The following is a 19,448-nucleotide window of genomic DNA, read 5'->3' on the forward strand; positions in this document are numbered from 1 at the left end:
CTCAGCGCGCCCGTGCCAGCTCACGCAGCCACTGCAGCGCTTCGCTGGCCAGTGCCTGATAGTGAGGAAGGATGTCGGCCAGGCCGACCCAGAAGATCCCCATGCCCAACACCAGGGTGAGCGGGAAACCGATGGAAAAGATGTTCAGCTGTGGCGCGGCGCGAGTCATCACGCCAAAAGCGATGTTAACCACCAGCAGCGCGGCGATCGCCGGCAGGATCAGCAACAGCGCCGCCCCCATCACCCAGCTCAGGCGCCCGGCCACCTCCCAGAAATGATTGACCACCAGGGCACTGCCCACCGGCAGCGTGGTGAAACTCTCGGTCAGCACCTCGAACACCACCAGGTGGCCATTCATGAGCAGGAACAGCACGCTCACCAGCATGGTCATGAACTGGCTGATCACCGTGACGTTGACACCGTTGGCCGGGTCGACCATGGAGGCGAAGGCCATACCCATCTGCACGGCGACGATCTGCCCGGCGATGACGAAGGCCTGGAACAGCAGCTGCAGGGAAAACCCGAACAACGCCCCCACGATGACCTGCTCGGCGCACAGCAGCACGCCCCGCAAGCTGAGCGGGTCGATCTCCGGCAGCGGCGGCAGGCCCGGCACGATGACCACGGTGATCGCCACGGCAGCGTACAGGCGAACCCGCGCCGGCAGCATCTTGGTGCCGAAGATCGGCATGGTCATCAACACTGCCATCACCCTGAACAGCGGCAGGATGAAGGTGGCGACCCAAGTGCCGATCTGCGTGTCGGTCAGCTCCAGCATGACGACCTCAACCGATCAGGTGCGGAATGCTGGTATACAGGCCGGTGAAGTACTCCATGAACTTCTGTACCAGCCAGGGCCCGGCGATGATCAGCGTGACCAGCATCACCAGCAGACGTGGCAGGAAGCTCAGGGTCTGTTCGTTGATCTGCGTGGCCGCCTGAAACATCGCCACCACCAGGCCGACCAGCAGGCTCGGCACCACCAGCACGGCAACGATCAGGGTCGTCAGCCACAGCGCATCACGGAACAGGTCGACAGCGACTTCAGGTGTCATGCGAGGCTCTCCTTGGTGGCGTCAGACACCGCCGAAACTGCCGGCCAGGGTACCCATGATCAGCGCCCAGCCATCGACCAGCACGAACAGCATGATCTTGAACGGCAGCGAGATGATCAACGGCGACAGCATCATCATACCCATGGCCATCAGCACGCTGGCGACCACCATGTCGATGATCAGGAACGGGATGAAGATCATGAAACCGATCTGGAACGCGGTCTTGAGCTCGGAGGTGACGAACGCCGGCACTAAAATGGTCAGCGGCACCTGGTCGGGCCCGGCGATGTCGGTGCGCTTGGAAAGGCGCATGAAGAGGTCGAGATCGCTCTGCCGGGTCTGCGCCAGCATGAAGTCCTTCAGCGGCCCCTGGGCCTTGTCGATGGCCTGCTGGGCGGTCATCTGCTCGGCCAGGTAGGGCTGCAGGGCATCCTTGTTCACCCGGTCGAACACCGGCGCCATGATGAACAGGGTCAGGAACAGCGCCATGCCGGTGAGCACCTGGTTCGACGGCGTCTGCTGCAGGCCCAGGGCCTGGCGCAGGATGGAGAAGACAATGATGATGCGGGTGAAGCTGGTCATCAGGATGACGAACGCCGGAATGAAGCTCAGCGCCGTCATGATCAGCAGGATCTGCAGGCTGACCGAATACTCCTGCTGCCCGTCCGCTCCGCTGGACAGGGTGATGGCCGGAATCGACAGCGGATCGGCGGCCAGGGCCAGTGGCGCGGCAAGCAGCAACGCCAGGGTCAACAACAAGCGCAGTGCGCCGCTCATCACGTCTTGTCCTTCTGATCCTTGCCCATCAGCTCGAGCAGCCGCAGGGCGAATTCCGGCGTGGCCTGGCGTGCGGCGGCGGGCACCTCCACGGGCTCGGCCAGCACATGCAACGCTTCGATGCTGCCCGGAGTGTGGCCGATGAGGATCTGCTCCTTGCCAACCTGCACCAGCAACAGCCGGTCGCGCGGGCCGATGGCCCGGCTGCCGACGATCTCGATCACCTGAGCGCCGCGCTGGGCGCTGCCCTGCATACGCCGCAGCAGCCAGGCCAGGGCGAAGATCAAGCCGACCACCAGCAACAGGCCGAAGACCATCTGCGCCAGCTGCGCGCCCATGCCTCCCGGCAGAGGCGCAACCGCCGAGGCCGCTGGCTCGGCCGCGGCGATCACCGCTTCGCTGGCCAGCAGCGCACCGAGGGACGTGACGCCCCGCACCATGCCCTTCACTCAGCGCAGCTTCTTGATACGTTCGCTGGGGCTGATCACGTCGGTCAGGCGAATGCCGAACTTCTCGTTGACCACCACTACCTCGCCGTGGGCGATCAGCGTGCCGTTGACCAGCACATCAAGCGGCTCGCCGGCCAGGCGGTCCAGCTCGATCACCGAGCCCTGGTTGAGCTGCAGCAGGTTGCGGATGCTGATTTCGGTGCTGCCCACTTCCATGGAAATGCTCACCGGGATATCCAGGATCACATCCAGGTTCGGGCCTTCGAGGCTGACGTTCTCGCTGGGCCTGGGCGAACTGGCGAACTCTTCCATCGGCAGGCGGCCCGAAGACGGCCCATCCGCGGCGAGCAAGGCGTCAATGTCGGCCTGGCCGGCGTCACCGGTTTCTTCCAGGGCGGCCGCCCACTCATCGGCCAGGGCCTGTTCCTCGGGAGAAGTGATCTCGTTTTCGTTAGCCATGATTTCCTCGGCAGGCATTCAATACGTTAGAGCGACCGGCACGCCGTCAGCGGCGTTCGATCGGGTCGATGATCTGCAGCGACAGGGTGCCCTTGTGCGAACCCAGTCGCGCCTTGAACGACGGCACGCCATTGGCGCGCAGCACCAGGTGCTCCGGCAGCTCCACCGGGATCACGTCGCCTGGCTGCATGTGCAGGATGTCGCGCAGCTTCAGCTGGCGCCGGGCAACGGTGGCCGACAACGGCACGTTCACGTCCAGCACGTCCTCGCGCAGGGCCTTGACCCAGCGTTCGTCCTGGTCGTCCAGATCCGACTGGAAACCGGCGTCGAGCATCTCGCGCACCGGCTCGATCATCGAGTACGGCATGGTCACGTGCAGGTCGCCGCCGCCGCCATCGAGTTCGATGTGGAAGGTCGAGACCACCACCGCCTCGCTGGGGCCGACGATGTTGGCCATGGCCGGGTTGACCTCGGAGTTTATGTACTCGAAGTTGACCGGCATGATCGCCTGCCAGGCTTCCTTGAGGTCGACGAAGCACTGGTCCAGGACCATGCGCACCACGCGCAGCTCGGTCGGAGTGAACTCGCGCCCCTCGATCTTGGCGTGGCGGCCGTCGCCGCCGAAGAAGTTGTCCACCAGCTTGAATACCAGCTTGGCGTCGAGAATGAACAGCGAGGTGCCACGCAGCGGCTTGATCTTGACCAGGTTCAGGCTGGTCGGCACATACAGCGAATGCACGTACTCGCCGAACTTCATCACCTGCACGCCGCCCACCGCCACGTCGGCGGAACGACGCAACAGGTTGAACATGCTGATGCGGGTGTAGCGGGCGAACCGCTCGTTGATCATTTCCAGGGTCGGCATGCGCCCCCGGACGATACGGTCCTGACTGGTCAGGTCATAACTCTTGATGCTGCCGGGCTCGGCGGCACTCTCGGTTTGCACCAGCCCATCGTCCACCCCATGCAGCAGGGCGTCGATCTCATCCTGGGACAGCAGGTCCTGCACGGCCATCTATGTGCTCCTACTGCAATACGAAATTGGTGAACAGCAACTGGTCGACGACCGGCCTGCCGATTTCCTTCTGCGCCACTTCCTGCACCACCGCGGTGGCTTTCTGGCGCAGCATCTCCTGGCCGACCGCGCTGCTGGCGAGCGTGTCGAAACCCTGGCCGGAGAACATCATGACCAGGTTGTTGCGGATCACCGGCATGTGCACCTTGAGCGCCTCGAGGTCGGCCTGGTTGCGCCCCTGCATGGTGATGCTCACCTGCATGTAGCGCTGGCGGCCATTCTGGTTGAAGTTGACCACGAAGGCCGGCGCCAGGGGTTCGTAGATCGCCGCGGGTTTGACGTTGGCCTGCGCCGCCTCGGGCGCCGGCGCCGACTCGCTCTTGTGCATGAAGAACCAGGTCGCGCCCACCGACAGACCGACCGCCAGGAGCAGGGCCAGTACCAGCAGCAGGATCAGCTTGAGTTTGCCTTTGGGGGCGGGGTCTTTCACTGCGTCGCTCTTCGCCATGCCAATAATCCGTCGTCCATCGCGGTTTCCAAGAAGAATGACGTGGCTTGAGCAAGTGTTATGCCAGATTTGGCAGACCCAGGTGGCGAGTGATCCGCACCGCTCCCACAACCGAGCGGTGCGAGTGCTGATCAGGCGTAGTAGTCGACCGCGCTGTCGCCTACCACCACCTGGTGTTCGAGCGGTTGTGCGGCACTGGCGGGCTCGCCGCCCTCGCCTGCCGCCTGGGCGCGTCGCGCGGCGACACCGGACAGCCCCGACTCACCCTGCTGCGCCTGCTGTTGCTGCTGGCCACGGGATTGGTCGGCGACACTGACGTCGGGCTGCGCCAGGCCCTGCTGGGTGAAAAGCTCGCGCAGGCGGTGCACCTGGCTGTCGAGCGCATCGCGCACGCCGGCATGGCCGCTGACGAAGTGAATCTGGGTGGGCTGGTCGGCCGCCACGTTGACGCGGATATCCAGGCGCCCCAGCTCCGCGGGCTCCAGCTGGATGTCGGCCGACTTGAGGTTCTGGCTGGACAGGTACATGACTCGGTTGACCAACCCTTCGGTCCAGGCGCCCTGGTTCATCGCCAGCGGTTGCTGCAATGGGCTCGGGGTCACCGGCACCGCGTTGGCGGTCTTCGCCGTGGCAGCCTGGGTGAGGCTGGCCAGGCGGTTGGCGAAATCATCCACTCGGGTATCGCTGCTGGCACCCTTGAGATCCTTGAGGCCATCGTCGATCAAACCGGCAAAGGCCTTGTCGCCATGTTCGGCGTGCCCCGCTTCGCCCTCGGCCTTCTCGACCAGGTTCGCCAAGGTATTGACGGAGGCCGCGCCCGTATCGGCGGCAGGTGGCTGACCGTTGTCCAGGCGAGTGACGGCAGCGTGCGCGGAAGTCGTACCCTTGGCCTTGGCGTCCTGCTCGAGCGCCAGGCGCAATGTCGGCATGTCAGCCAATGGATCGGCATCGGGATCGAACGCGGCGGCCTTCTCCGCTTCCTGCGGCGACGTGGCCGGTGGCGCGGGCTGCAATGCCGGCTGGACCGCCGCCTGCAGCACCGGAGCGACCGCCTCGGCCTGGGCCTGCAGCAACTGCGCGCCAGGCTGGGCATCGGTCACCTGGCCCGCCACCAGACTGGCATCGAGCGATGCCGATGGGTCCTGGTCATGGGCATCATCGGTGTCACTGGTCGCCTGTGCCGGCACATCGCCAGGCAAACCCTTGCCGCCATCGGCAACCGATGGCGCGCCGCTGTCTTGCTGTTTGCCGCTGGCGGCAGGCTCCGACGACTCCTTGGCATTCGCCTGCGCCGCACCACGGGCGGGTTTGGCGTCACGCGCCGGCACAGCGTCGCGTCCCTGCCCGGCCATGACCTGATCGAAGCCGGCGCCCTGCGCGGCCGAGCCCTGCTGCGGTTTTTCCGCCACTCCGGCAGCCGGCCGCGGCGCCTTGTTCACGAGGCTGGCTTGCAACAATGGATTGGGTGCGACAGGCATGGAAAAGGTCTCCGCTCCAGCAGCTGAAAATTACGTCTGGAGCTGGGATTAGCAAGACTCGCGCCAGGTCTCCTAGTCTGCGGAAATTCGTTCCCGCTCGCCACGGTAGAAGCGTTGCACTTCCTGGTATTCCTGATCGATACGGTTGATCAAGTCCTCGATCCCATACAAAGGTTGCTGGCGCACCCGGTCTTCCAGCTGCTGGCAAAGCCCCGCAAGCCCGACTGCCCCCATGTTGCTGCTGCTGCCCTTGAAGCTATGGGCGACCAGGCCAAGCTCGCTGGCATTCTTGGCCTCGTGCAACTGATGCAGCCGCCGCTCGGAGTCCTCCAGAAAGGTTTCCAGCAGTTGCTGGTACCCCCCTTCCATGACCTCTCGCAGGTCGCTCAGCACCTTGTGATCGATATGCATGTCCACTTGCTCACTCCCTGATCAAGCCTGCTTGCGCCCGAGTCCGGACATTCCATCCGCCCGGACTCACCATTCGAACACCACCCGCGCCAGACGCCCGCCCTCCAGCCATTGGGCTTGGTCAGCCAAGCGTCGGACCAGATTCACCCCTCGCCCACTGAACCCAAGCGCCAGCGGAGCGGCGCACAACTGGGACACATCGAAGCCTGCGCCACTGTCGCGAACCTCGATCATCAGATAGCCACCTGCGGCACGGGGTTCCACCCGCAGGGCAATGGCGATAAATCCTTCGACCTGCCCCGCCAGACGCTCGCCCCGTTGGCGATAGTACTCGGAGAAACCCCGCGCGTCGCGCTTGAGCCGCGAATCCAAGCCCAGCACACCGTGCTCGAGGGCATTGGAGTACAGCTCACTGAGCACCGCGTGCAGGCGCCCGCTGCTCGGGCGCAGGCCGTGAATCTCCTGCAACAGCTGCACCAGGTAGGGCACCGGGTTGAAGCGCCCGAGACTGTCCCCGCGCAACTCGAACTGCATCGACCAGTCCAGCGGGCTCGAGCGCCCGCTGTCGGAATAGACCACCGCCTGCGGTGACACGTAACCGGGCTCCAGCATGCGGATATCACACAGGCTGATGTCGTCCCGCGATTGTCCGCCGAAACGTTCCAGGGCCGCCATCACTTCCTCGAACAGCCGGGCCGGCTCGCGATTGTCAGCCAGCACCTGGCGCAATCGTTCGACGCCGAACAGCCGTTCCTGAGCATCCGCGGTATCGACCACGCCATCGGACAACAGGAACAGCCTTTCGCCTGCGGCAAGCGGCAGCACCTGCGTGGTGGCGTCGAACCGCTCCGGCGCCAGGATGCCCAACGGCAGGTGACGCGAAGGCAGCACCGCCAACACCTCACCGCCGGAGGAAAGCCGGTAGCCATCTGGCATCCCGCCGTTCCATACCTCCACCGTGGCTCGCTGGAAACTCAGGCTCATCAGCAACGCACAGCAGAACATGTCCACGGGCAGGATACGTTTGAGCTTGGCGTTCATCTCGCGCAACGTCTCGACCAGCCCGTAGCCCTTGGCGGTCATGCCGTAGAACACCTCGGCCAGCGGCATCGCCCCCACCGCCGCAGGCAGCCCGTGGCCGGTAAAATCCCCCAGCAACACATGCATGTCGCCAGACGGAGTGAACGCGGCCAGCAGCAGATCACCGTTGAACAACGCATAGGGTGACTGCAGATAACGGATATGTGACGTGTTCAGGCAACCGGAGTGGGCGACCTTGTCGAAAACGGCCTTGGCCACGCGCTGCTCGGCGAGCAAATGGTGGTGATGCCGAGTGATCTGATTGCGCTGTTCGAGCACCGTGGCCTGCAGCCGGCGCAGACGATCCATGGCACGGATCTTCGCGCCGAGGATCACCGCACTGTAGGGTTTGGCCATGAAGTCGTCGCCTCCGGCCTCAAGGCAGCGCACCAGCCCCTCCTCCTCGTTGAGGGAGGTGAGAAAGATGATCGGCACCAGCTCCTCGCCAGCCAGTGCCTTGATCCGCCGCGCAGCTTCGAAACCGTCCATCACCGGCATCAGGGCATCGAGCAGCACCAGCTGCGGCCGCCGCTCGACGAACAACGCCACCGCCTGCTCGCCGTTCTCCGCGGTAAACACCTCATGCCCCTGGCGCCGGACGATCTGCGCCAGTAAAAGGCGGTCGGCGGCGCCATCCTCGGCCACCAGCACGGTCAACGCCTGATCGGCGGGCATGACGATGCTCAACTGATATCGAACAGTTTGTCGAAGTTGGAAATGGCCAGGATCTTGCGTACATCGGAACTCGTGTTGATCACGCTGATGCAGGCTTCCTCTCCGCCTTTGTAATCCCGCAAAAGCAGCAACATCCCTAACGCAGAGCTATCCAGATAGGTCGCTTCCTTGAGATCGATTACCACTGCGTCTGCAGACTTGGGCTGCTTCTCATAGGCGTTACGAAATTCCTGGTGCCGGCCAAAATCGAAGCGACCTTTGATCTTGATAGTCAGCTTTTTCCCGTCCGGAGAAAAAAAAGATTCGACTGCCATACGAGCGATTCCTTCGATGATGGCGAATGCGACCCCTGAAGGTTTAGCAGGCGCTGGCGGGAGGTGCAAGGCGCCCCCTCCGGGAGCCTTCCGGCGACAGATCGGCTCAGCCTAAGGCTGACCCTGGCGCGGCAGACGCTGGGACAGCTCGTCGAGCAGCTTCTGCTCACGCTTGTCCTCGGCCCTGCGGGCCTCGTCCAGGTAGCGCTGCACCAGCTTGCGCAACCCTTCGACCCTGGCATAGGCCTGCTGCCAGGTGTTGCGGGCGTTGTTGAGGTTGTTCTGGTGCCAGCTCATGCTCTGGCGCTGCTGGGTCATGGCCGTTTCCAGCTGCCCCAGGAAGCGCTGATAGTTGACCAGCCAGTTACCGTCGACCCCTTGCGAGCCACGGTTGATCCACTGCTGCTGGTACGCCTCGCGAAAACGCTCGAGCTCGGCCAGCTTGGCCTGGGCGTCGCTCAGCAGCTTCTGGAAATGCCCCAGGCGCTGGGCAGCCTTGCGTTCGGCCTCCTCGGCCATCTCGACCACTGGCGCCAGACGCGCGGCTCGGCTGGGCTGGCTCATGGCCTATCAGCCCGCCGGCGGTGCGAAGATCGCACCCAGCTGTTCACGGCTCTGGGCCATGCCGACGTTTTCATCCAGGCGCTGGCGCAGGAAATCCACCAGCTTGGACTGCAGGGCAATGGCCAGGTCGGTTTCCGGATCGCCGCCGGCCACATAGGCGCCGACGCTGATCAGGTCGCGACTCTGCGACAGGCGCGACCACAGCTGCTTGAACTTCTGCGCCTGGCGCAGGTGGTCCGGATCGACCACCTGAGGCATGACCCGGCTGATCGACGCCTCGATATCGATGGCCGGATAGTGGCCTTCCTCGGCCAGACGCCGGGACAGCACGAAGTGACCGTCGAGCACCCCACGCGCCGAGTCGGCGATGGGGTCCTGCTGATCATCCCCCTCGGACAGCACCGTGTAGAACGCGGTGATCGAGCCCCCTCCGGGCTCGCCATTACCCGCGCGCTCCACCAACTTGGGCAGCTTGGCGAACACCGACGGCGGATAGCCGCGCGTGGCCGGCGGTTCGCCGATGGCCAGGGCGATTTCGCGCTGGGCCTGGGCAAACCGGGTCAGCGAATCCATCAACAACAGCACGTTCTTGCCCTTGTCGCGGAAATACTCGGCGATGCGCGTGCAGTACATCGCCGCGCGCAGACGCATCAAAGGCGCGTCATCCGCTGGCGAGGCCACCACCACCGAGCGCTTGAGCCCCTCCTCACCGAGGATGTGCTCGATGAATTCCTTCACCTCCCGCCCCCGTTCGCCGATCAGGCCGACCACGATGATCTCGGCCTCGGTGAATCGCGTCATCATGCCCAGCAGCACCGACTTGCCGACACCGGTACCGGCGAACAGACCCAGACGCTGACCACGACCGACCGTGAGCAAGCCATTGATGCTGCGGATACCGACATCCAGCGGCTGGCTGATCGGGTCGCGATTGAGCGGGTTGATGATCGGGCCGTCCATCGGCACCCAATCCTCGGCCTTCATCCCGCCCTTGCCGTCCAGCGCACGGCCGGCGCCATCGAGTACCCTGCCGAGCATGCTCATGCCCATGGGCAGGCGGCCGCTGTCGTCCAGCGGCACCACACGGGCGCCAGGAGCCAGGCCCACGATGCTGCCAACGGGCATGAGGAACACCTTGCTGCCGGCGAAGCCCATGACCTCCGCCTCCACCTGCACCGGGTGGTAGCTGTCGTCATTGATCACCAGGCAGCGACTGCCCACCGCCGCGCGCAGGCCCTCGGCCTCGAGGGTGAGGCCGACCATGCGCAGCAGGCGCCCTTCGACGATCGGTTGGTCGGGCAGTTTCACCGCGTCGGCGTAGCCCTCCAGGCGCTTGCCGAAACTGGTGCGATCAAGGCGCATCGGTTTCACCTGCAGGCGCGTCGACCTCGACATGGATATCGGCGGCCGCAGGGTGCAGGGCCTGATCGTGAGACTGGTCGAAGAGCTGTGCCACGGCCTTCTCGATCCGGGTTTCCATGGTCGCATCGATGCGGCTGTGGGCCGTTTCGATGCGGCAGCCGCCTGGCAGCAGCGCTTCGTCCTCGAGCAGCTTCCAGTTTTCCTCGTGGCGCTCGCGCAAAGCCTTGGCCAGCTCGAAGTCCTGGGGGTTGAGATGAATGCGGATGTTGTCGGCCCCCATCGGCAGCAGCTTCAACGCTTCGCGCAGGACGTGGGTGATCTGGCTCGAATCGCTGCGCAGCTCACGGCCGATGACCTGGCGTGCGATACCTGCCACCAGGAGCACCAGTGCCTTCTCGATCTGGGTGTCCTGCTCGGCGATCGGTTCGAGCAGATGGCTCATGATCTGTTCGAGGCTGGCCAACTTGGCCGCCAGGGCCACCTCGGCCTCCTGCCGTACCTTCAGCTGAGTGCTGTGGAAACCCTCGCGCTCGCCTGTGGCGAAGCCTTCGTTGTAAGCCTCCTGGCGGATGGCTTCGAGCTCTTCGAGGGTCAGTGGCTGGACTTCGTCCAGCGGCACCTCTTCGACTTCTTCCTCGACGATGTCCGGCTCCGGCTCGGGTTCTGGCTCAGGTTCCGGGTCGAAGCTGGGCAGCGCCCACACATCCACGCCCTCGAGGTCGCGGGCACGGATCAGGTCACTGGGGTGTTCGGTGGTGGACATGCTGGCAGCTTCTCAAATCGTGTTCAGCCAACGCAGCCCTGTGGGAGCGGGTTTACCCGCGAAAGCGTCGGCAGGGACAACACCCTCGCCCGGGCTGGCGCATTCGCGGGTAAACCCGCTCCCACACGGGGCGACAGTCCGGGCGATCAGGCAACCGCTTAAATCATTTCCTCGGCGCCCTTGCCGCCGAGCACGATCTCGCCGGCCTCGGCCATGCGACGGGCGATGGTGAGGATTTCCTTCTGCGCCGTTTCCACGTCGCTGACCCGCACCGGCCCCTTGGCCTCCAGGTCGTCGCGCAGCAGTTCGGACGCACGCTTGGACATGTTCTTGAAGATCTTGTCCTTGACTCGCTCGTCGGCGCCCTTGAGCGACACCACCAGCACGTCGGAGGACACTTCGCGCAGCAGCGCCTGGATGCCACGGTCGTCGACATCGGCCAGGTTGTTGAAGACGAACATCAAGTCCTCGATCTGCTCCGACAGGTCGCTGTCGATCTCGCGGATCGCGTCCATCAGCGCGCCTTCCACCGAGCTGTCGAGGAAGTTCATGATGTCGGCGGCGCGCTTGATGCCACCCAGGGTGGTACGCGCGGCGTTGGAATTGCCGGAGAACTGCTTCTCGAGGATCTGGTTCAGTTCCTTGAGCGCCGCCGGCTGCACGGTGTTGAGCGACGACACGCGCAGGACGATGTCCAGGCGCACCTTGTGGTCGAAGTTGCTCAGCACCTCGCCGGCCTGGTCAGGGTCGAGGTAGGCGACCACGATCGCCTGGATCTGCGGGTGCTCGTAGCGGATGACATCGGCCACGGCACGCGGCTCCATCCACTTGAGGCTGTCCAGGCCGCTGGTGTTGCCACCCAGCAGGATGCGGTCGATCAGGCCGTTGGCCTTGTCCTCGCCCAGGGCCTGGTTGAGCATCTTGCGAATGTAGCCGTCGGAACCGACGCCCAAGCTGGTCTGGTCGCCGACGATCTCGACGAACTCGCTCATCACCTGCTCGACCTGCTCGCGATGGACGTTGCCCATCTGCGCCATGGCCACGCCGACCCGCTGCACTTCCTTGGGCCCCATGTGGCGCAGGACCTGCGCGGCGTCGGTCTCGCCGAGCGAGAGCAGGAGGATCGCCGCCTTGTCGACGCGGCTCAGCTTGGCGGTAATGGCTCGATTGTCACTCATCGGCGTTGATCCACTCTTTCACGACCTGGGCCACCCGGCCCGGGTCTTCGGCCACCAGGCCCTTGATTGCGTTGAGCTGCGCCTCGTAACCCTCGCTCGGGCTCGGCAACAGAATGCTTGTCGGGCCACCCAGGCTGACGCGGTCGTTGGCCAGTTCGCCATCCAGACCGATCATGCCGCCCAGCTCCATGTCGCTGTCCGTGGCAGCCTGCTTGCCACCACCGGTGATGTTGTTGAGTACCGGACGCAGCACGCCGAACACCAGCACCAGGATGAACAGCACGCCCAGCACCTGCTTGACGATGTCCCAGAACCACGGCTGCGAGTAGAACGGAATATCGACCAGCTCGTCCCCCCGATCGGCGGCGAACGGCACGTTGATCACGGTGACGCTGTCGCCGCGACTGGCATCGAAGCCCACCGCGTCCTGCACCAGGCGGGTGAAGCGCGCCAGGTCCTCGGCGCCCCATGGGGCGCGGGTCGCTTCGCCGGTGGCGGCGTCGAGCTTGACCTGATCATCCACCACCACGGCAACCGACAGGCGAGTCAGACGCCCCTGCTGCTGGCGAGTGTGGCTGATGGAGCGATCCAGCTCGAAGTTCTTGGTGCTCTGCTGACGCTTGTCGCTTGGATACGGCGCGAGCATCGGCTGGCCGGTGGCCGGGTCCATGATCTGCTGGCCGTTGGCATCCACCAGCGGCTGGCCAGGCTGGATGGCACCGGCTGGCGTGGCGGCGGCACGGGCGTTCTCAGGCGCGGCGGCGCCGGCCGGCGGCTGGTTGCTCAGCGCGCCCGGCACGCCTTGCGGGCCCTGGCTGCTGGCACGCTGCTCATCGACCGACTGCTCGCTGCGCAGCGCGGGCTGATCGGGATTGAACTGTTCGGAGGTGGACTCCACGGCACTGAAATCGACGTCGGTAGAGACTTCCGCCTTGTACCGGTCGTTGCCCAGCACTGGCTGCAGGATGTTGTGCACACGCTGGGTGAGCATGCCTTCCATGCGGCGGCTGTAGTCGAACTGCTTGCCGGCCATGGTCAGGGCGGTGTCCTGCAGTTGGTCGGACAGCAGGTTGCCCTTCTGGTCGACCACGGTCACCTGCGACTTGTCCAGCTCCGGAACGCTGGTAGCCACCAGGTTGACGATGGCCATGACCTGGCCGGCTTCCAGGCTGCGGCCCGGGTACAGCTCGACCAGTACCGAAGCGCTGGGCTTGCGCTCGTCACGGACGAACACCGAGCTTTTCGGGATCGCCAGGTGCACACGGGCGGCCTTGACGTTGTTCAGGCTCGACACGGTGCGCGCCAGCTCGCCTTCCAGTCCGCGGCGGTAGCGGGTGGCCTCCATGAACTGGCTGGTACCCAGGCCCTGGTCCTTGTCGAGCAGTTCGAAGCCGACGTTGCCATCGCTCGGCGCCACGCCGGCGGCCGCCAGTTTCAGGCGCGCGCGGGAGAGGTCGTCGGCCTTGACCAGCAGGGCGCCGGAGTTCGGCTCCACGCGATAGGGAATGTCGGCCGCGGTCAGCGCGTCCACCACCTGCTTGGTGTCCATGCCCGCCAGGCTGCCGTACAGCGGCCGGTAGTCGGGCTGCTGCGACCAGAGCACCACGGCAAAGCCGATGGCCACGCTGGCGGCCAGGCCGACCAGCAGGCCGACCTGACGCAGCATGGGCATCTGCGAAATGTTTTCCAGGAACGCCATGCCGAACAGCGGCGGCTTGGCGGCTGGCGGGCCACTTTTGGCGGGGGCGTTATCGACGACTGCTTCGGCCATGACTCAACTCTCGCCCTTAAACCGGCATCTGCATGATGTCCTGGTACGCCTGTACCAGCTTGTTGCGCACCTGGGTCAGGGCCTGGAACGAAACCGAGGCCTTCTGCGAGGCGATCATCACGTCGGTGAGGTCGACGCCGCTCTTGCCGATTTCGAAGGCGTTGGCCAACTGACTGGAAGCCTGTTGCGTTTCATGCACCTTGCCAATGGCCTGGCCGAGCATGTCGGCAAAGCTGCTCTGCCCTGGCGCCAGCTCAGGGGCGGCAGCCACCTTGGGCAGCGACATGGCCTCGGCCTGCATGGCGCGCATGTCCAACATCAGACGATTGAATTCAACACCTTGGGTCATGGACTTCTCTCTCCGGCAGCCACATTTTTTTGACACTCATGCGGCGGATAGGCTGGAGCTAGCAAGAGAAGTGCCAGCCAGCCCGACAAACATTCAGAACGATGTATCAGCCGAACAGGCTGGCCTCGACATCGAGCCCGGCGTCGCGCATCTGCGCAAGCTTGTAGCGCAGGGTGCGCGGGCTGATGCCCAGGCGCTCGGCGGCCTCCTTGCGACGCCCACGCTCGGCGCGCAACGTGTCGATGATCATCTGGAACTCGTGACGGCGCATGTCATCGCCCAGGGCTCCGGTTTCAGCGACCGCGTCGGGCGATAATGGCTCAATAATGGCCTCGCTCGGGACCGACAAGGGAATGGCGCCGGCCAGACAGAAATCCGCCGCTTCGATCACGCCGCCCTGCTGCAGGATCAGCGCCCGCTGCAAGGCGTTATCCAGTTCGCGCACGTTGCCGGGCCAGGCGTGAGCCAGCAGGCTGGCGCGCGCCCCGGCGGACAAGCTGACCTGCGCATGGCGCATCTTCGCCACATGACGCGCCAGCAGGCGTTCGGCGAGCGGCAGGATATCGGCGGGGCGCTCGCGCAATGCGCGCCACGCCATGGGGAACACCGAAAGACGGTAGTACAGGTCTTCGCGGAAGCGCCCCGCGGCCACCTCACCCGCGAGGTCGCGGTTGGTGGTGGCGAGCACGCGGATATCCAGGGCAATCGGCTTGCGTCCACCGACGCGCTCGACCTCGCGCTCCTGCAGCACACGCAGCAGCTTCGCCTGGAGCCCCAACGGCATTTCGGAAATCTCGTCCAGCAGCAAGGTGCCGCCGTCCGCCTGCTCGAACTTGCCGGTCTGAGCGGCGATGGCACCGGTGAATGCGCCCTTTTCGTGGCCGAACAGCGTGGCTTCGAGCATGTTGTCGGGGATCGCCGCGCAGTTGATCGCCACGAACGCCTGGCCGGACCTCGGCGACTGCTGATGGATATAGCGCGCCAGCACTTCCTTGCCGGTGCCCGACTCGCCGGAGATGAGCACGGTGGAGTCGCTGCGGGCAACCCGCGCCGCCAACTCGAGCAGTTGCCGGCTGGCCGGCTCGCAGGCAACCGGCCCCTCATCCTCGGCCACCGCACCGCTTCCGGCGCCGTGACGCGCCACCAGGCTGAGCAGGGCCTTGGGCTCGAACGGCTTGACCAGGTAGTCGACGGCCCCTTGACGCATGGCGTCCACCGCCCGCTCGACCGCCGCGTGCGCAGTCATCAACAGCACAGGCAACTGCGGATGCTGACGCCGCAACTGCCCAAGCAGCTGGTGACCATCCATCCCCGGCATGTTCACGTCGCTGACCACCAGCCCGAACGCTTCCTCGGTCACCGCCCGCAAGGCCTCCTCCGCACTGCCGACGGCGCGATGGGCGAAACCGCCGATCTCCAGGGTGTCGGCCAGTGCCTGGCGCAGAACGCGATCATCCTCGACCAGCAGGACCTTGACGCTCATCGACCGCCCTCCCCTTCACCACCGATCAGCGGCAGCACCACCGTCACGCAGGTCCCGCGCCCGACCTTCGAACGCACGCGCAGCGTGCCACGATGCGCGCGCACCACCGCCTGCACCACTGCCAACCCCAGCCCTGTGCCGGTGGCCTTGGTGGTGAGGAAAGGCTCTCCCAAACGCGCCAGCAACTGCGCGTCGATGCCACTGCCGGCGTCACTGACACACAAATGCAGGGCATCCTCGCGACGCAGCAGGTGGACTTTCAGGCGGGCTGGTTCAGGGCTGGCCTGCAGGGCGTTCTCGATCAGGTTGAGCAACGCCCCCACCAGCGTGTCGCGGTTGCACAGCAACTCACCCAGATGACTGTCGCACTGCCAGCGCACCGCATGCCCTTGCACGTGAGCCTGGGCCGCCTGCTGCAACGCCTGGAACAATGCCTTGGGCGTGAGCCGATCGTTGAGCGGCAGCTCGCCACGGGCGAATACCAGCATGTCGCGAACCTGATGTTCCAGCTCGTGCAGGCGCTCCTTGAGATTACCGGCGAAGCGTTGCCGGGTTTCCTCGGGCAACGCCTGTGTCGAATCAGCCAGGTGGCTGGCATAAAGCATGGCGGCCGAGAGCGGCGTGCGGATCTGATGGGCCAGGGAAGCGACCATGCGCCCCAGTGCCGACAGCCGCTCGTGGCGCGCCAGCTGATCCTGCAGGCGTCGGGTTTCGGTCAGGTCGTTGAGCAGCACCAGCTGGCCAGGTTCCGCATCCAGGGAACAGGTGGCAATCGACAGGCGCCGCCCGTCGCGCAGGGAAACCTCATGGCCGTCGTCCTCGCGCGGCGCGAAGCTGCGGGCGATCACCTGGCGCCACAACAGGCCGACCAGCGGCTCGCCGAGCAACTGGCAGGCCGCCGGGTTGGCCTCGCGCACATAGCCCTCGACATCGATCACGATCACCCCGCCCGGCAGCAGGTCCAGCAGGTTCTGCAGGCGATTGGCCAGGCGCTCCTTCTCGTCCAGCTCGGCCATGCGCTGGGCACTGACCACCGCCAGCTCGCCCTTGAGCTCGCTGACCCGGGCCTCGAGCATGTTGTAGGAGTGGCTGAGCTGGGAGGAAACCTGATCGAACAGGGCGAATGCCTGCTCAAGACCCTGCCGGCTTTCCTGCTCGAGCGGGGTGTGCCCGCGCAGATCGGGGGCATGGGAACTGTGGGCGGCCTGGGGCATCGTGCTCTCTCGCATGGCTGACCGTCATAAAAACGGTATGTTGCCAGCGGTGTAGCAATAGCCGTGCCGGAGATGGGGATTTGAAACGGCATCGCCGGCAAGCCCACCCCACAGCATGCATCCGCGGGACAGTCTTGCCGGCGATGGAAGCCGGGCAGGCTATTACTCGTCGGCCTGCTCTTCGCCACCCTGCCGACTCATGCCGTACTTGCGCATCTTCTCGACCAGGGTGGTGCGACGGATGCGCAAGCGCTCGGCGGCACGGGCAACGATGCCGTTGGCATCGTCCAGCGCCTGCTGGATCAGCCCCTGCTCAAGGCTGCCGAGGTAGTCCTTCAGGTCCAGACCTTCCGGCGGCAGCATGGCGTGGTTGGCGAAGTTCGGCGTATGGCCGTTGATCGCCACGCGCTCCTCGAGATCGGTACGCAGGCTGTCGACCAGTTGCTCGTCTTCATCGTCCACGTAGCGGAATTTCTTCGGCAGCTCCGACACGCCGATCACCCCGTACGGATGCATGATCGCCATGCGCTCCACCAGGTTGGCCAGCTCGCGCACGTTGCCCGGCCAGCCATGACGGCACAGCGACATGATCGACGCGGAGTTGAAGCGGATCGAACCGCGCTTCTCGTGCTCCATGCGCGAGATCAGCTCGTTCATCAGCAGCGGGATATCCTCGACGCGCTCGCGCAGCGGGGCCATCTCGATGGGGAAGACATTGAGCCGGTAGTAGAGATCCTCGCGGAAGGTGCCTTCCTCGATCATGCTCTCCAGGTTCTTGTGCGTCGCGGCGATGATGCGCACGTCGATGCTCTGAGTCTTGTTGCTGCCGACCCGCTCGAAAGTGCGCTCCTGCAGCACGCGCAGCAGCTTGACCTGCATCGGCAGCGGCATGTCGCCGATCTCGTCGAGGAACAGGGTGCCACCGTTGGCCAGTTCGAAACGCCCGGCACGGCTGGTGATCGCCCCGGTGAACGCGCCTTTCTCATGGCCGAACAGCTCGCTCTCGAGCAGCTCCGCCGGAATCGCGCCACAGTTGACCGGCACGAACGGCGCCTCGCGACGCTTGGAGTGGTAGTGCAGGTTGCGCGCCACCACTTCCTTGCCGGTGCCGGACTCACCCAGAATCAGCACGCTGGCGTCGGTGTCGGCCACCTGCTGCATCATCTGCCGCACGTGCTGGATGGCACGACTGGTGCCCACCAGGCTGCGGAACAGGTTGGGCTCGCGCTGGCGACCGCGCTCTCGGGCCTGGTCATACATCTCGCGGTAGACCTGGGCACGGTGCAGCGAATCGAGCAGCTGACTGTAGCTCGGCGGCATCTCGAGATTGGAGAGCACACGGCGACGCAGGTCCTCGGGGAACTCTGCAGAAGAAATTTCACCCAAGAGCAGAACCGGAAGGAACTCGTCCCACCCAGCCACTGTCTTAAGGAGCCCCAGCAGGCTTGCCGGAGCATTCACGGTCCCGATCAGGACGCACAGGACTTCACGGCTGGAAGGCAAACCTTCGACCACCTGCTGCCAGTCCTGGCTGGAGCAAGAAAGGTTTTCTTCGCCGAGAAAATTCAGGACCACCGCCAGATCGCGGCGGCGTTCGCTGTCGTCATCGATCAGGAGAATCTTGGTTTCACGCCACATGCAATTGCAACTTCCCTAGTCATATCGGCGCCCGGAGGGCGTGCACGACATCATTCCGACTGAATGGTCAGTGTTCGGACGTCTGAATTTCGAAAACAGCCACTAGTTAAGTCAAAAAGGCCTGCACAGTCAAATTTATGGCGCCTTTTGCTCAGTCCGGTGCATCTTAACTGAACAAATGGTAAACCTTCGAAGCATTCTTTGCTTGATTGATCTGGGTCATCTCATCGGCGATTGCCTGGCGCTCGCCCGTGGTCACGCTGACCAGTTCGCCGTACAGCTGCAGCAACCCTTCCAGCCGCTCCCGGACTATCGCCTCGTCCAGCATCGACGCCTTGAGCATGTCATCGATGCAACCGCGGCAGGCTTCATCGAGCCTGCCGATAGCCTCCCAGTCACGCGCGCCCAAGGCCTCGAGCAGGGCATCGCGGGTCTCGTCGAATCGTTGCAGCTCGCTGTTCACCTTGCTCTCCTTGCCGGCTCAGCCGGGCTGCTGCGCTTCGGCGATCGCGTCCCAGCCGCTCTTGACGGTGATCAGCAGCTGGGCGACCTCGTCGATGATCGCCGGGTCGTTGTCGATGTTGGCCTGCATCAGGCGATTGGTCATGTAGGCGTAGAGGCTCGACAACTGTTCGATGTAGGCCGGATCTTCGCTCTTCTGCGCATCGAGGCCGTCGTTCAGACCGATGATGATGTCGATGGCCTTGCCCAGCATCAGGCCTTTCTCGGCGATGTCGCCACGGGCCAGCGCACCTTTGGCCTGGGCCATGCGATCGAGCCCACCCTCCATCAGCATCTGCACCAGGCGATGGGGCGTTGCTTCGGAAATCTGGGCATGGGAATTGACCTTCTGGTACTGACGAAGGGCTCTCATGGGATTCATCTTGCGACCTCGTGACGGGCAA

The 19,448-nt window shown here is 64.7% G+C and carries 22 protein-coding genes; all 22 read right to left on the reverse strand.

Going from position 1 to position 19,448, the window contains the following annotated elements; translation table 11 throughout:
• Window position 1: 1 nt before the first annotated feature.
• Window positions 2-778, reverse strand: a complete 777-nt coding sequence (gene fliR, locus N7422_RS00690) for a flagellar biosynthetic protein FliR (protein WP_279804627.1) — start codon at window positions 776-778, stop codon at window positions 2-4.
• A 7-nt stretch (window positions 779-785) separates the two neighbouring features.
• Window positions 786-1,055, reverse strand: coding sequence for a flagellar biosynthesis protein FliQ (fliQ, locus tag N7422_RS00695; RefSeq protein ID WP_279804628.1), 270 nt, complete (start codon window positions 1,053-1,055; stop codon window positions 786-788).
• Window positions 1,056-1,076: 21 nt separating this feature from the next.
• A complete protein-coding gene (gene fliP, locus N7422_RS00700) occupies window positions 1,077-1,832 on the reverse strand; it encodes a flagellar type III secretion system pore protein FliP (RefSeq protein WP_279804629.1) in 756 nt (251 codons plus the stop codon).
• Window positions 1,832-2,281 (reverse strand): flagellar biosynthetic protein FliO, encoded by a 450-nt coding sequence (gene fliO, locus N7422_RS00705; protein WP_279804631.1) that lies wholly within the window; start codon window positions 2,279-2,281, stop codon window positions 1,832-1,834. Before fliO ends, fliP begins: the two co-directional genes overlap by 1 nt.
• A complete protein-coding gene (gene fliN, locus N7422_RS00710) occupies window positions 2,282-2,740 on the reverse strand; it encodes a flagellar motor switch protein FliN (protein WP_279804632.1) in 459 nt (152 codons plus the stop codon).
• 46 nt (window positions 2,741-2,786) lie between these two features.
• A complete protein-coding gene (fliM, locus tag N7422_RS00715) occupies window positions 2,787-3,755 on the reverse strand; it encodes a flagellar motor switch protein FliM (RefSeq protein WP_279804633.1) in 969 nt (322 codons plus the stop codon).
• A gap of 10 nt (window positions 3,756-3,765) precedes the next feature.
• Complete coding sequence (gene fliL, locus N7422_RS00720; protein WP_279804634.1) at window positions 3,766-4,263, reverse strand: flagellar basal body-associated protein FliL; 498 nt, start codon at window positions 4,261-4,263, stop codon at window positions 3,766-3,768.
• A 131-nt stretch (window positions 4,264-4,394) separates the two neighbouring features.
• Window positions 4,395-5,741, reverse strand: a complete 1,347-nt coding sequence (locus tag N7422_RS00725; protein WP_279804635.1) for a flagellar hook-length control protein FliK — start codon at window positions 5,739-5,741, stop codon at window positions 4,395-4,397.
• 72 nt (window positions 5,742-5,813) lie between these two features.
• Window positions 5,814-6,152, reverse strand: a complete 339-nt coding sequence (locus N7422_RS00730; RefSeq protein ID WP_279804636.1) for an Hpt domain-containing protein — start codon at window positions 6,150-6,152, stop codon at window positions 5,814-5,816.
• A gap of 66 nt (window positions 6,153-6,218) precedes the next feature.
• The gene (locus tag N7422_RS00735; RefSeq protein ID WP_279804637.1) at window positions 6,219-7,907 is read right to left on the reverse strand and encodes a fused response regulator/phosphatase; all 1,689 of its coding nucleotides are present in this window, start codon (window positions 7,905-7,907) and stop codon (window positions 6,219-6,221) included.
• Window positions 7,908-7,915: 8 nt separating this feature from the next.
• The gene (locus N7422_RS00740; protein ID WP_279804638.1) at window positions 7,916-8,221 is read right to left on the reverse strand and encodes an STAS domain-containing protein; all 306 of its coding nucleotides are present in this window, start codon (window positions 8,219-8,221) and stop codon (window positions 7,916-7,918) included.
• 111 nt (window positions 8,222-8,332) lie between these two features.
• On the reverse strand, window positions 8,333-8,785 hold the full coding sequence (gene fliJ, locus N7422_RS00745) for a flagellar export protein FliJ (protein WP_279804639.1): 453 nt from the start codon (window positions 8,783-8,785) through the stop codon (window positions 8,333-8,335).
• 6 nt (window positions 8,786-8,791) lie between these two features.
• Window positions 8,792-10,147 (reverse strand): flagellar protein export ATPase FliI, encoded by a 1,356-nt coding sequence (gene fliI / locus N7422_RS00750; protein ID WP_279804640.1) that lies wholly within the window; start codon window positions 10,145-10,147, stop codon window positions 8,792-8,794.
• Window positions 10,137-10,910, reverse strand: coding sequence for a flagellar assembly protein FliH (gene fliH / locus N7422_RS00755; RefSeq protein WP_279804641.1), 774 nt, complete (start codon window positions 10,908-10,910; stop codon window positions 10,137-10,139). The genes fliI and fliH overlap by 11 nt, the downstream gene beginning before the upstream one ends.
• Before the next feature lie 158 nt (window positions 10,911-11,068).
• Window positions 11,069-12,088, reverse strand: coding sequence for a flagellar motor switch protein FliG (fliG, locus tag N7422_RS00760; protein WP_028692791.1), 1,020 nt, complete (start codon window positions 12,086-12,088; stop codon window positions 11,069-11,071).
• A complete protein-coding gene (fliF, locus tag N7422_RS00765) occupies window positions 12,081-13,859 on the reverse strand; it encodes a flagellar basal-body MS-ring/collar protein FliF (RefSeq protein WP_279804642.1) in 1,779 nt (592 codons plus the stop codon). The genes fliG and fliF overlap by 8 nt, the downstream gene beginning before the upstream one ends.
• 16 nt (window positions 13,860-13,875) lie before the next feature.
• Entirely contained in the window at window positions 13,876-14,208 is a 333-nt protein-coding gene (fliE, locus tag N7422_RS00770; RefSeq protein ID WP_279804643.1) for a flagellar hook-basal body complex protein FliE, read from the reverse strand.
• A gap of 106 nt (window positions 14,209-14,314) precedes the next feature.
• The gene (locus N7422_RS00775; RefSeq protein WP_279804644.1) at window positions 14,315-15,691 is read right to left on the reverse strand and encodes a sigma-54 dependent transcriptional regulator; all 1,377 of its coding nucleotides are present in this window, start codon (window positions 15,689-15,691) and stop codon (window positions 14,315-14,317) included.
• Window positions 15,688-16,905 carry an ATP-binding protein gene (locus tag N7422_RS00780; RefSeq protein ID WP_279804645.1) on the reverse strand — a complete coding sequence of 406 codons (1,218 nt, stop codon included), beginning with the start codon at window positions 16,903-16,905 and terminating at the stop codon, window positions 15,688-15,690. The genes N7422_RS00775 and N7422_RS00780 overlap by 4 nt, the downstream gene beginning before the upstream one ends.
• A 162-nt stretch (window positions 16,906-17,067) precedes the next feature.
• Window positions 17,068-18,543: a transcriptional regulator FleQ gene (fleQ, locus tag N7422_RS00785; protein WP_279804646.1), complete on the reverse strand. Its 1,476-nt coding sequence runs from the start codon at window positions 18,541-18,543 to the stop codon at window positions 17,068-17,070.
• Window positions 18,544-18,709: 166 nt separating this feature from the next.
• Complete coding sequence (locus N7422_RS00790) at window positions 18,710-19,006, reverse strand: flagellar protein FliT (protein WP_279804647.1); 297 nt, start codon at window positions 19,004-19,006, stop codon at window positions 18,710-18,712.
• A gap of 18 nt (window positions 19,007-19,024) precedes the next feature.
• Window positions 19,025-19,426, reverse strand: coding sequence for a flagellar export chaperone FliS (gene fliS / locus N7422_RS00795; protein WP_279804648.1), 402 nt, complete (start codon window positions 19,424-19,426; stop codon window positions 19,025-19,027).
• Window positions 19,427-19,448: the final 22 nt, after the last annotated feature.

Source organism: Pseudomonas sp. GD04091, assembly GCF_029836165.1.
Taxonomy (GTDB): domain Bacteria; phylum Pseudomonadota; class Gammaproteobacteria; order Pseudomonadales; family Pseudomonadaceae; genus Aquipseudomonas.

Coding starts and splice junctions, on each gene's coding strand:
- fliQ (WP_279804628.1), bottom strand. CDS start 1,055: ATGACACCTGAAGTCGCTGTCGACCTGTTCCGTGATGCGCTGTGGCTG.
- N7422_RS00725 (WP_279804635.1), bottom strand. CDS start 5,741: ATGCCTGTCGCACCCAATCCATTGTTGCAAGCCAGCCTCGTGAACAAG.
- N7422_RS00780 (WP_279804645.1), bottom strand. CDS start 16,905: ATGCCCCAGGCCGCCCACAGTTCCCATGCCCCCGATCTGCGCGGGCAC.
- fliI (WP_279804640.1), bottom strand. CDS start 10,147: ATGCGCCTTGATCGCACCAGTTTCGGCAAGCGCCTGGAGGGCTACGCC.
- N7422_RS00735 (WP_279804637.1), bottom strand. CDS start 7,907: ATGCCCGCCGATCAGGCGTTGACCGTGCTGGTGGCCGAGGATGGCGCC.
- fliF (WP_279804642.1), bottom strand. CDS start 13,859: ATGGCCGAAGCAGTCGTCGATAACGCCCCCGCCAAAAGTGGCCCGCCA.
- fliE (WP_279804643.1), bottom strand. CDS start 14,208: ATGACCCAAGGTGTTGAATTCAATCGTCTGATGTTGGACATGCGCGCC.
- fliM (WP_279804633.1), bottom strand. CDS start 3,755: ATGGCCGTGCAGGACCTGCTGTCCCAGGATGAGATCGACGCCCTGCTG.
- fliP (WP_279804629.1), bottom strand. CDS start 1,832: ATGAGCGGCGCACTGCGCTTGTTGTTGACCCTGGCGTTGCTGCTTGCC.
- fliH (WP_279804641.1), bottom strand. CDS start 10,910: ATGTCCACCACCGAACACCCCAGTGACCTGATCCGTGCCCGCGACCTC.
- fliG (WP_028692791.1), bottom strand. CDS start 12,088: ATGAGTGACAATCGAGCCATTACCGCCAAGCTGAGCCGCGTCGACAAG.
- N7422_RS00775 (WP_279804644.1), bottom strand. CDS start 15,691: ATGAGCGTCAAGGTCCTGCTGGTCGAGGATGATCGCGTTCTGCGCCAG.
- fliR (WP_279804627.1), bottom strand. CDS start 778: ATGCTGGAGCTGACCGACACGCAGATCGGCACTTGGGTCGCCACCTTC.
- fliN (WP_279804632.1), bottom strand. CDS start 2,740: ATGGCTAACGAAAACGAGATCACTTCTCCCGAGGAACAGGCCCTGGCC.
- N7422_RS00730 (WP_279804636.1), bottom strand. CDS start 6,152: ATGCATATCGATCACAAGGTGCTGAGCGACCTGCGAGAGGTCATGGAA.
- N7422_RS00740 (WP_279804638.1), bottom strand. CDS start 8,221: ATGGCAGTCGAATCTTTTTTTTCTCCGGACGGGAAAAAGCTGACTATC.
- fleQ (WP_279804646.1), bottom strand. CDS start 18,543: ATGTGGCGTGAAACCAAGATTCTCCTGATCGATGACGACAGCGAACGC.
- fliJ (WP_279804639.1), bottom strand. CDS start 8,785: ATGAGCCAGCCCAGCCGAGCCGCGCGTCTGGCGCCAGTGGTCGAGATG.
- fliL (WP_279804634.1), bottom strand. CDS start 4,263: ATGGCGAAGAGCGACGCAGTGAAAGACCCCGCCCCCAAAGGCAAACTC.
- fliS (WP_279804648.1), bottom strand. CDS start 19,426: ATGAATCCCATGAGAGCCCTTCGTCAGTACCAGAAGGTCAATTCCCAT.